We start from the raw sequence: 10,856 nt of genomic DNA, 5'->3' as shown, positions 1-10,856 counted from the left end.
GTATCGCGAACCGGTCGAGGAGGCTCCCATGAATCCCGCACGCCGGCTGCTGGTCGCGGCCGCGCTCGTGGCCGCGCCCGCCCTGCTCGCTCCCGGCGCCGCCGCCGCGCAGGGCGAGCACGGGCACGCGGGCGCGCCGCCCGAACGGCTGGGGCGCGTGGTGTTCCCCGTCTCCTGCACGCCGAAGGCGCGGCCCCTCTTTGTCCGCGGGGTCGCGCTGCTCCACTCGTTCTGGTACGAGGAGGCCGGCGCCGCGTTCCGGCAGGTCGTGGCCGCCGACTCGACCTGCGCGATGGGCTACTGGGGCCAGGCAATGAGCGCGCTGCATCTGCTCTGGGAGCCGCCCACGCTCGAGACAGCCGCGTCGGCGCTCGAGGCCGCGGAGCAGGCCGTACGGCTCACCCGGCCGGACACCCGCGAGCGCGACTACGCCGAGGCGATCGCCACGTTCTATCGGGGGTACACGCCCGCGGCCTTCGCAGCCCGGATCGCGGCGTACGAGCACGCCATGGCAGCGTTCGCCCGGCATCACGCATGGGACGAGGAGGGGCGCATCTTCTACGCGCTCGCCCTGATTGCCGAAGGTCAGCTCGCCGCCCGCGACACGACCTACGCCTTCCAGCGCCGGGCCGTTGCCATTCTCGAACCGCTTTTCCGCATCCATCCCGACCATCCGGGCCTCGCGCACTACCTGATTCATGCCTGCGATTCGCCCGCGCTGGCCGCCCGCGCCATCAATGCGGCCGAGCGCTACGCGCGGATTGCGCCCTCGGTGCCGCACGCGCAGCACATGCCCTCGCACATCTTTACGCGCGTGGGAAGGTGGGACGCGTCCATTGCGTCCAACCTCCGCGCCGCGGCGGCGGCGGGCGAGTACGAGCGGAGCCACCATCTTGCCGGCGTCTGGCCGGAACACGCGCACGCCTTCGATTACCTGGTCTACGCCTACCTGCAGGAGGGCCGGGATCGGGAGGCCGGGGCGCTCGTCGACTCGACTGACGCCGCGCCCGATGCCTCGGCACCGGAGGCCCTCGGTTACGACTACGCCCGCGCGGCCATCCCGGCGCGCTATGCGCTCGAGCGGGGCCGCTGGGCCGATGCCGAGGAGCTCAGCGTGCACCCGGCGCCGGCATGGCCCGGCACCGAGGCGCTCACCCGATTTGCCCGCGCGCTCGGCGCGGCGCGAGCCGGCGACCTCGTGGTCGCACGCGCCGAGGTCGACACTCTCGGGCAGCTCGAGGCGGCGCTCGCCCGGACGGGTGGACCTCAGACGTACTGGAGCATGCAGGTGCGAATCCAGCGGGAGGCCGCGGCCGCCTGGCTCGCGCGCGCCACCGGCGACACCGCCGGCGCGCTCCAGGAGAGCCGCGCGGCGGCGGACCTCGACGATGCCACCGAGAAGCATCCCGTCACTCCCGGCGCATTGCTGCCGGCGCGCGAGCTCTACGGCGAGATGCTGCTCGAGTTGAGCCGGCCCCAGGACGCGCGGCGCGCGTTCGAAGCGGCGCTCGCGCGGCAGCCCAATCGAGCGCGGAGCCTCTTCGGCGCGGCGCGGGCCGCGGCGGCGGCGGGGGATAGCGCGGGCGCCCGCGCATTCTATCGTCGATACGAGCGGCTCATGGCACACGCCGATGGTGACCGGCCCGAGCTCGCCGCCGCGCGCGAGGCGCTCGCCGCGCGATAGCTCCACGCGTTGCCTACTTCCCCTCAGCGCCCGAGGCGCCGCTCCCGCCGCCGGAAGAACGCGATCATCGCTTCGGCGTAGGATCGCGACGTCTCCAGCCTGAGCAGGTCCGCGCCACGCTCGCGCAGCCCCTGCTCGAGCGCGCGGTCCCAATCCAGCATCCGGCGCCGAAAACCTTCGCGAAGCGCGCGGTCGGACGTGTCGACCGTACGCCACGCGCCGCTCTCGGGGTCGCGGAGGGTCACGAGCCCCGCGTCGGGCAGCTCGCGCTCGCGCGGGTCCACGATCTGCACGGCAATCACGTCGTGCCGGCGCGAGAGCCGCGCGAGCGGATCGAGGTAGCCCTCGGCGAGAAAGTCGGAGAGCACGAAGAGCACGGCGCGGCGGCGGAGGAGCGGCTCGAGAAAGCGAAGGCTGGCGGCGAGGTCGGTGCCGCGACCGGCGGGTTCGTATCCCAGCAGCTCGCTCACTACGCGCAGGGTGTGGCGCCGCCCTTTCCGCGGCGGCACATAGCGCTCGATACGGTCGGTGAAGACCGCGAGCCCTACCCGGTCGTTGTTCCGCGCTGCCGCGAGGCCAAGCACGGCGGCCGCTTCCACCGTCAGCTCGCGCTTGGTGCGCACCCGCGAGCCGAACGCGCCCGACGCGCTCGCATCCACCACGAGCAGCACGCCCAGCTCGCGCTCCTCCAGGTGCCGCTTGACGTACGCGGTGCCGAGGCGGGCGGTGACCTTCCAGTCGATGGCGCGCACGTCATCGCCCGGCTGGTATTCGCGCACGTCCGAGAACTCGATCCCGCGCCCGCGGAACGCGCTGGCGTACTCACCGGCGACAAGATCGCGGACCAGTTGGCGGGTGGTGATCTCGATGCGCCGCACCTCGGCGGCGACCTGCTCCGGCGTCACGGAACCGGTACGGCCTCGACGATGCGGCCGAGCATCTGATCGGCATCGACGCCCTCGGCGTCGGCGCGGTAGGTGCGAATCAGGCGGTGGCGCAGCGCGTCGAGCGCCAGCGCCTTCACGTCCTCCGGCAGCACGTACGCGCGGCCCTGCAGAAACGCATGCGCCTTGGCGGCACGCAGCAGCAGCAGCCCCGCGCGCGGCGATGCGCCGTACTCGATGAGCGGACCCAGCTCGGGCAGCCGAGCGGCGGCGGGGTCGCGCGTGGCGCCCACCAGGTCGAGCACGTATTCCTTGACCCGCTCGTCGACGTACACCAACTGCACCAGCCGGCGGAGCGCAAGCGCGTGCCCCGGCTCGAGCACGGGCCGCGCGACGGGCTCGGTCTCCGTGCTCATCCGGTCCAGCACCTCCCGCTCCTCCCGCCGCGCGGGATAGGTGACCACGAGCTTGAACATGAAGCGGTCGACCTGCGCGTCCGGCAGCGGATAGGTGCCCTCGTGCTCGATCGGGTTCTGCGTCGCGAGCACGAGGAAAAGCTCGGGCAGGAGCACCGTCTCGCCGCCCAGCGTTACCTGCTTCTCCTGCATCGCCTCGAGCAGCGCGCTCTGCACCTTGGCCGGCGCGCGATTGATCTCGTCGGCGAGGAGGATGTTGGTGAAGATCGGCCCCTGCTGGAGGGTGAACTCGCCGCTCCGCTGGTTGTAGATCTGGGTGCCGAGGAGGTCGGCGGGGAGCAGGTCCGGAGTGAACTGCACCCGCCGGAACCCGCCCGCCACGGTGGCGGCGAGCGTCCGCACGGCGAGGGTCTTCGCGAGCCCCGGCACGCCCTCGAGCAGGACGTGCCCATCGGCGAGAAGGCCGATCAGCAGACGCTCCAGCAGCGCCTGCTGCCCGACGATCACCTTGCTCATTTCCGCCTGTACCTGCGCGGCGAGCCGGCTCTCCTCGGCGAGGCCGGGAATGGTGACGGGCGCCGCGTCGGTGCGCGGGCGCGTGGACGATTGGGCGTAGCTCATGGGTGAAAGTTATCGACGTCCGTTGGGCGAGCGAAGGGCCGCGCCCGTGCGGCCGAACACGAACACGGCGGAGACCGCCGCCTCCGGCTGGATGAACACGTCGCCGGTGAACTTGAGCGCGCAGCCTACCGGCGCGATGCACCCGAACGGCGAACCGCCGTTGGTGAAGACGAAGAAGCCGCGCACATCTACGCGCAGCCCGAGGTGCGACCAGGGGAAGTACGCCAGCCCGGCGTCGGCGGCGGCACTGAGCCAGTCAACCGATAACCCGCCGGGTTCGTCCGTGGCGAAGTGGGAGAATCCGATCAACGCTGCGCCCGACGGGCGGAGCCGCGAGCGGCGCCTGAGTGTCTTGGCGGGGCCGATCATCCAGTGGGTGATCTCGACGCCGACGGTGGGTCCGCTGAAGCCCTTCGGCCGCGCCTCCGTCGGCTGCCGGCTCACCAGCGCCTGGATCTCGACTGGGTGGTGCAGGTCGATGCCGATCCCGAGCCCGAAGCTCGCGTGGCTCCTGAGATCGTACGGCCGCCCCGTCGCGTCGGACACGTCCTTGCCGCCCTGATAGCCTACGAACGGCTGCAGCTCGATGGTTTGCGCCCGCAGCTGCCGCGCGCCGCCGGAGCCGAGCACCAACACGAGCAGTAACGCCTGCATCCGCGGCATCGGCTTCGCCTCGGTGGGTGGATGGACCGCGGCGCGGGACGCGCGGTGTCGGGCGGCGTGTACCAACGCTAATGCCATGATAGCTTTCGCGCGCCCTCCACAACGCTCGAGGGGTCCGCATGGCCGATCCGGAACCGGGAGCCGCCGGAACGCGACGCCCGCATACGCTGCTCGTGGCGCTCGTGCTGCTCGTCGCCGCGCTTTTCGCCGCCGAGCTCGCGCTGCGTGCGGCGGGGGGCGCGTTCGCGGTGCCGGTCATGCACCGGCTCCTTCCGCGCGCTGGGCGGACCACCATCTCGCAGTCGGTGGTCGTTGAGCGAATGCGTTCGGTGGCCAAGCTCCTCACCAGCGAGACCACGGCGCGCGACGTCGTGGTCTACCGGAACCGGTGGCTCGGCTCCACCAAGCGGTCGCTCGTCGTGGTGACCGGCACGGTGCTCGCCGGCGTCGATCTCGACGCTGGAAGCGAGGTGCGCGTGGATCCGGCGGCCCATCGCGTCCACATCGTGCTGCCCCACGCCACCGTGCTCGCGGTGGACGTGACCGATCTCAGGACGTATGACGAGCAGCGGGGCCTCTGGAACCCCTTTCATCCTGCCGACCGGGACTCGATTTACCAGCTCGCGCGCAGCCAGCTCGCCACTTCGGCCCGCGAGCTCGGTACGTTGCAGCACGCCGAGGCGAGCGCGCGGCAACTGCTCACCGCGCTGATCGGAACCGAGGGTTACGGCGTGGACGTGACCTTCACGGACGCCGCGAGCCTGAAGCCCAGGTTGGAGGCGCCGGTCGAAGGCTCGCCCCTGCCTCGGCTCCCGACGAGGTAGCGCGTGCAGTACTGATCGCTGCAGAGAAAGCTGCCGCCGCGGATCACGCGCTCGGGCACGGCTGGCTCGTCCGGGTCGAGGCTCGCGGCCGGGCCCCGCGGGTCCACGGCCGGGGCCGGCGCCGCGGCGAGCGTGGCGTAGTAGTCGGCGCGATACCAGTCGCTGGTCCACTGCCACACATTCCCGCCCATGTCGTAGAGGCCGAACCCGTTCGGCGGAAACGCACCGACGGGCGAGGTGCCGGCGTAGCCGTCCTCGGCGGTGTTCCGCACGGGAAAGCGCCCCTGGAAGATGTTCGCCGCCCATCGGCCGCCCGGCTCGAGCGTGTCACCCCATGCGTATCGCTTCCGGTCGAGGCCGCCGCGCGCGGCAAACTCGTACTCCGCTTCGGTCGGGAGCCGCTTGCCGGCCCAACGCGCATACGCCAGCGCGTCCTCGTAGGCGATGTGAACCACCGGATGGTCGGCGCGGCGGTCGATGTTGCTCGCCGGGCCGTCTGGATGCCGCCAGTTGGCGCCCGGCACGTAGCGCCACCAGTCGAGATAGCGGAGCATCGGGAGAGCGCGCTCGGGCGGTGAGAAAACGGCAGAGCCGGGGACGAGCCGGTCGCGCGGGACACCCGGGAACGCCGTCGGATCGGGCGCGCGCTCCGCCACGGTGACGTACCCCGTGGCGGCCACGAAGCGGGAGAACTCGGCGTTGGTCACCGGGTGCCGCCCCATCCAGAATCCGCGGACCGTGACGAGATGCACGGGGACCGCATCGGGCAGGTTGCAGCCGCCGCACCCCATCCAGAACGTGCCACCCGGAATCCATTGCATGCCGTCGGGGGCGGGGCCGGGCGGCCGGTCGGCATTCACGTGGGGGCGAGTCGCGGGGTCGGAGGCGGGCCGCGGCGCGCCGCCGCATGCTGCGGTAAGCGCCGCCACAACGTTCATTGCGACCGCAAACAGGTGTTGTATCCGGCGACCCATGTGGAAGGAGACGCCGCGAGCCCGCGTCGGCTCACCGCCGCGCGGAGCGGCGGCGGGCATCTCCCGCCCGAGCCGAAACGTCGCTTGCCACCACTCCGTAGTCAGGCCATCATCCGGCCCGGGCCGCGGCTGGCCCGTACCCATGCGTTGGAGATCATGATGGTTGGCACCTTTCGCCGGCTCCGCCTGCTCGCCCTCACGTTAGTCGCCGCGAGCGTTGCGTGCAGCTCCGCCCGGCCGCCGGCGCCGGCGCCAGCTCCGGCGTCGAACGCCGGGGCGAATCGCACCGGCACCGCGCACGCCGGCACGACCGAGCCGCCGCCCGCGTTCCGCCTGGAGCCCAGCGAGGCGTTCACTCGCGCGGTGTCGCGCGGCACCCGCACCACTACCGGCGTGCCCGGACCCCGGTACTGGCAGCAATACGCCAGGTACCAGCTCGAGGCCGAGCTGCACCCGCTCACCAAGAAGCTCACGGGGCACGGGCGGGTCACCTACTTCAATCACTCGCCCGACACGCTCGCGGTCCTCTACGTCCAAGCGTACAACAACATCTTCGAGCCCGACGCCCGTCGCGTGATCCAGACGCCGAGGCTCGGCGGGATCGAGTTCCAGCGGGTGGCGGTCGGGGGGCGGCGGCTCGCGGCGGATCCGGGCGAGCACGAGCCCGGCTATCGCGTGGACGGCACGATCATGGAACTGCGGCTTCCCACGCCTCTGCCGCCCGGCGGCACCGCGGAGCTCGACTTCCAGTGGCAGTTCCGCGTTCCCTCCGAAACCGCGCCGCGCGGCGGCCAGGACGGCGAGGTCTGGTACCTCTCGTACTGGTATCCGCAAATGGCGGTGTACGACGACGTCAACGGCTGGCAGATCGACCAGTACCTGGGCCGCGGCGAGTTCTACATGGGCTACGCCGACTATGACGTGTCGCTCACCGTACCGGCGGGATGGCTGGTCGAGGCCACCGGCGTCCTGCAGAACCCGGGCGAGGTGCTGTCGCCGCAGACCCGCGCACGGCTCGATTCGGCGCGAACGAGCGCCGGGGTCGTCCACGTCGTCACCGACCAGGACCGCGCCGACAGCTTGGCCACCGTGCGCAGCCGCGGTGGCCGGCTCACCTGGCACTTCAAGGCCGACAGCGTCCGCGACGTCGCATGGGCTACATCATCGCGCTACAACTGGGACGCGACCTATGCCATTACCGACAGCGGCGCCGCGGGCCGTCCGGACACCGCGATGATCGGTGCGTTATATCGTACCGAGGGCCGCCGCTCGTACTGGGATGAGGCTACCCGCTACGCGCGCTACTCGATCGAGTTCTACTCGCATCTGCTCTGGCCCTATCCTTACCCCCACATGACGGCGGTGGACGGGCCCGACGGCTGCGGCGGGATGGAGTTCCCCATGATGACCTGCATCGGCGGCACCTGGCCCGACAGCACGGCGATGTACGAGGTCGTCACCCACGAGATCGGGCACATGTGGTTCCCAATGATGGTGGGCTCGGACGAGAAGCGGTACGGCTGGATGGACGAAGGCTTCACCCAGTACGATCAGTCGCAGTCAATGGATGCCTTCTTCAAGAACTTCGACGACGAGAAGCGGAATCGCGACTTCTATCTCCAGGTGGCCGAGGCAGACCGGGAAGAGCCGTCGATGAAGCCGGGAGATCGATACGACACCGAATTCGGCTTCGGCGTCGGCACCTACTACAAGCCGGCGTCCGTGCTGGTGGCGCTGCGCACGATTCTCGGCCGCGATACGTTCGAGCGCGCCTTCCGCGAGTACGGGCGGCGCTGGCTCGGCAAGCACCCGATGCCCGCCGACTTCTTCAATACGGTGAACGACGTCGCCGGCCGCGACCTCGACTGGTTCTGGCGCGAGTGGTTCTACGAGACCTGGAAGCTGGATCAGGCGGTTGCGAGCGTTGAGCCTGCCGGCGCGGCGGGCGGCGCGGGTGCGGATTCCACGGCGATCGTACTGGAGAATCGCGAGAAGGCGGTGATGCCGGTGCCGCTCGCGATCACCCGCGAGGGCGGAAGGATCGACAGCGTGACGGTACCGGTGAGCGCCTGGTGGGGCCCGAACGGGGGCGAGCAGAAGCGCTATACGCTGGTGGTCCCGGCGACGCCGAAGATCACCCGGGTCGAAATCGATCCGGCGCACGCGCTTCCCGACGTGGATCTGGGCAATGACGTGTGGCCCCGGGCGGGACGCGCCATCGGGAAGTGAGGGATAACGGCGCTTCGGCCAGCGTCTGGCGGGAAGGCCGCCGCGGTGCAGATGGCCCGCCCGCGGCGATCGCCCCGCCGATGCTCAGACCGATACGCCACCGAGCTGCTTGCGGGCGAACTGGCCGATCACCGGCAACTCCCACTCCTTGCCCTGAAACGCCTGCCACATGAGCAGCAGCCAGACGATGAATCCGCCGATGCCGATCACGATCGAGGCGAGAAAGCCCGCGATCCAGCCCACCACCGGGACGACGCCGCTGATGACGCTCAGCGCAACCCAGAGCACGATCCACGCGACGCCAAACACGATGGACTGCATGGCGTGGAAGCGCACGAACGGATTCTGCTTCTCGATCACGTAGAAGAGGATCCCGGTGAACGGCGCGACGAGGTACGACAGGGCCCCCGCGACGTTCGGCGCAAGGCCAGTTCCCTGAGCCGGCTGGGGCTGGGGCTGTGGAGCGGACATCGAGGCCTCCTCGGAGTTGTGCAGGTGGGTGGGACCGATGGGCCAAGGTGCAACCCGGGACGGCCGCTGTCAATTAGCTTCCGCCTCATGAGCGCTACGCCCGACGCGCGCCTCAACCCTTTTCTCCAGCGCCTTTGCGAAGCTCGGCAGGCCCACCGTCTGCCGCTCGGGCTGCGCGAGCTGGCCGAGGAATTCGGGCGGGGCGTGCTGGAATTCCTCTTTCCCCACTTTGCCCGTACGCGCCGGTGCGAGCCGGCCGACGTGGCCGCGGAGGAAGCCCGCCTCCGGGCGCTCCTCGCACGCGCGTTGGGCTGGACGCCGGAGGCTGGCGGTGCCTCGCCCGAGGCGGTGGACGCATTCTTCCGGCGCCTGCCCGCCATCTACGACGCGCTCCGCTCCGACGTGGGCGCCATCTTCCTCGGCGATCCGGCCGCGCGGAGCCCGGACGAGGTGATCCTGGCATATCCGGGGTTCTTCGCCATCGCGCTCTATCGCATCGCGCATGTGCTGCACGAGCTCGGGGCGCCGCTCTTCCCCAGGCTGCTCACCGAGTTCGCTCATCGGGAAACGGGGATCGACATCCACCCCGCCGCCATGGTGGGCGCGCGGTTCGCCATCGACCATGGGACCGGCATCGTGATCGGCGAGACCGCCACGCTGGGCGACGGGGTCAAGCTGTACCAGGGAGTGACGATCGGCGCGGCGTCGGTGCGGAAGAACCTCTCACAGACCCGCCGCCACCCGACCATCGGTGACGGCGTGGTGATCTATGCCAACGCTACGATTCTGGGCGGCGACACCGTCGTGGGGAGGGACAGCATCATCGGAGGTAATGTCTGGCTCACCCACAGCGTGCCGCCCAACTCGGTCGTGACCCACAGCGACAACCTGCGCCGGGAGCGGCCCGCGGACGACCTCATCGAGTTTCATCTGTAGGCGTGCGGAAAGGCCCGCGAGCCGCCGCCGCGGGGCACGTCAGATTCCCAGCTTTGCCGGCGCGCGGAAGATGATGGCGGCGATCGCGACGATCGCGACGATCAGCAGCACCATCCCGGCCCAGTAGGCGACGGTCCCACGGGTGATGGGTTCGTGCTCGGTCATCTTCATCTCCGCTCGGGTGAAGCGGAGAAGTTAGATCGGCCGCCGGTCGGCCGGCAACCGCTCGGCGCTACTCCGCGGCCGGCGGATTTTCCGTGGCGCCGCTCGTCCGCCGCTCCCCACCATTGTGCTCGCCACTGAACCGCCGGAACCCGCCCTCTCGCTGGAATTGGTCCCATCTGTCCGAAGCACCGGCGCGCGCCCGCTCGGCCGCATCCTGGACCCGCGCCCGCGCGGGAGCCGCCCGCTCGCTCACCAGGAAATAGGTGACGCCTGCGCCGAGCGCGAAGCCCAGCGCCTTGGGCCAACCGCCGGGGCCGGAGGAGACGGTGTCCTCGATCTCGTCGCCCGCCTCTTCGGCGGCGTCTTCGAACTGTTCCTCCAGCGAGTCGATTCGCGCCTTGAGCTCCTCGATCGCGCTTTCACTCCGGGCCTGGAGCCGCCGCGCGCGCCGGGAGAGCCCCTCGCCCAGCTCGTCGAGCCGGCCGCGAAGCTGTCGTCCGGCGTGCCGTCCGGCCCGCCGCCCGGCGCCGCTCAGCGTCGAGAGCCGCTCCGCGCCATCGTCCGCCAGCTCACTCAGCCGCTTGCCGAGCCGCCGGCGGGTCTTGGTGCCCTCCTCCGGCGCGGTGAGCATGCCGATCGCCACGCCCATCGCGATGGCGCCGAGCAATGCCCCCGCGCCGCCAGCGGCCCTCGCGCCGCGACGGCGCCGGGGGGTAGTGTCCTCGTAATCCGCTGCGTATCCGCTCATCTATCCTCCCTCGCCCGAGTGGGCGGTGAGATTCGCCCGCCGATGCCCACGTACCGATGTACCACAGTAATGCGCCGTGGCGAGGCTGGAAACTCCGCGCGGCGTGGCGCTGCCCGCGCTCAGTACCGATAGTGATCGGGCTTGTACGGCCCTTCCATCGGTACCCCGATGTACGCCGCCTGGTCCGGCGTGAGCTGGGTGAGCTTGGCGCGCAGTTTGTCGAGGTGCAGCCGCGCCACCT

General features: G+C 70.8%; 12 protein-coding genes. 4 read left to right on the top strand and 8 right to left on the bottom strand.

The genetic code is table 11. The features are described from left to right. Window positions 1-28: 28 nt before the first annotated feature. Window positions 29-1,684, top strand: coding sequence for a hypothetical protein (locus VFW66_13700; GenBank protein ID HEX5387753.1), 1,656 nt, complete (start codon window positions 29-31; stop codon window positions 1,682-1,684). Window positions 1,685-1,707: 23 nt separating this feature from the next. Here the strand turns inward: VFW66_13700 and VFW66_13695 are convergent, their stop codons facing one another. From VFW66_13695 to VFW66_13685, 3 genes are read right to left on the bottom strand one after another with little or no spacing between them, the layout of a single operon-like run. After that, window positions 1,708-2,589 carry a DUF58 domain-containing protein gene (locus VFW66_13695; GenBank protein HEX5387752.1) on the bottom strand — a complete coding sequence of 294 codons (882 nt, stop codon included), beginning with the start codon at window positions 2,587-2,589 and terminating at the stop codon, window positions 1,708-1,710. Then, complete coding sequence (locus tag VFW66_13690) at window positions 2,586-3,605, bottom strand: AAA family ATPase (protein HEX5387751.1); 1,020 nt, start codon at window positions 3,603-3,605, stop codon at window positions 2,586-2,588. The genes VFW66_13695 and VFW66_13690 overlap by 4 nt, the downstream gene beginning before the upstream one ends. 9 nt (window positions 3,606-3,614) lie before the next feature. Next, a complete protein-coding gene (locus VFW66_13685; GenBank protein ID HEX5387750.1) occupies window positions 3,615-4,268 on the bottom strand; it encodes a hypothetical protein in 654 nt (217 codons plus the stop codon). Between the two features lie 119 nt (window positions 4,269-4,387). Between VFW66_13685 and VFW66_13680 the strand changes: the two genes are divergently transcribed. Then, window positions 4,388-5,092 (top strand): DUF4230 domain-containing protein, encoded by a 705-nt coding sequence (locus VFW66_13680; protein HEX5387749.1) that lies wholly within the window; start codon window positions 4,388-4,390, stop codon window positions 5,090-5,092. On the opposite strand, the gene VFW66_13675 is transcribed toward VFW66_13680, so the two are convergent. Continuing rightward, window positions 4,993-6,030 carry a formylglycine-generating enzyme family protein gene (locus VFW66_13675; GenBank protein HEX5387748.1) on the bottom strand — a complete coding sequence of 346 codons (1,038 nt, stop codon included), beginning with the start codon at window positions 6,028-6,030 and terminating at the stop codon, window positions 4,993-4,995. The genes VFW66_13680 and VFW66_13675 overlap by 100 nt on opposite strands. 192 nt (window positions 6,031-6,222) lie before the next feature. On the opposite strand from VFW66_13675, the gene VFW66_13670 reads away from it, so the two are divergent. After that, window positions 6,223-8,295, top strand: a complete 2,073-nt coding sequence (locus VFW66_13670) for a M1 family metallopeptidase (protein HEX5387747.1) — start codon at window positions 6,223-6,225, stop codon at window positions 8,293-8,295. A gap of 84 nt (window positions 8,296-8,379) precedes the next feature. On the opposite strand, the gene VFW66_13665 is transcribed toward VFW66_13670, so the two are convergent. Then, window positions 8,380-8,766 carry a DUF4870 domain-containing protein gene (locus VFW66_13665; protein ID HEX5387746.1) on the bottom strand — a complete coding sequence of 129 codons (387 nt, stop codon included), beginning with the start codon at window positions 8,764-8,766 and terminating at the stop codon, window positions 8,380-8,382. A gap of 87 nt (window positions 8,767-8,853) precedes the next feature. Between VFW66_13665 and VFW66_13660 the strand changes: the two genes are divergently transcribed. Further along, window positions 8,854-9,702, top strand: coding sequence for a serine O-acetyltransferase (locus VFW66_13660; protein HEX5387745.1), 849 nt, complete (start codon window positions 8,854-8,856; stop codon window positions 9,700-9,702). A gap of 39 nt (window positions 9,703-9,741) precedes the next feature. Here the strand turns inward: VFW66_13660 and VFW66_13655 are convergent, their stop codons facing one another. The 3 genes from VFW66_13655 to VFW66_13645 form a co-directional block, all read right to left on the bottom strand. Continuing rightward, window positions 9,742-9,867, bottom strand: coding sequence for a hypothetical protein (locus tag VFW66_13655; GenBank protein ID HEX5387744.1), 126 nt, complete (start codon window positions 9,865-9,867; stop codon window positions 9,742-9,744). Between the two features lie 67 nt (window positions 9,868-9,934). Then, entirely contained in the window at window positions 9,935-10,615 is a 681-nt protein-coding gene (locus VFW66_13650; GenBank protein ID HEX5387743.1) for a YtxH domain-containing protein, read from the bottom strand. A gap of 119 nt (window positions 10,616-10,734) precedes the next feature. Further along, entirely contained in the window at window positions 10,735-10,854 is a 120-nt protein-coding gene (locus tag VFW66_13645; protein HEX5387742.1) for an adenosylhomocysteinase, read from the bottom strand. Between the last annotated feature and the right edge of the window lie 2 nt (window positions 10,855-10,856).

Source organism: Gemmatimonadales bacterium, from assembly GCA_036279355.1.
In the GTDB taxonomy this organism is placed as follows: Bacteria; Gemmatimonadota; Gemmatimonadetes; order Gemmatimonadales; family GWC2-71-9; genus DASQPE01.
This window is presented reverse-complemented; position numbering and strand designations above follow the sequence as displayed.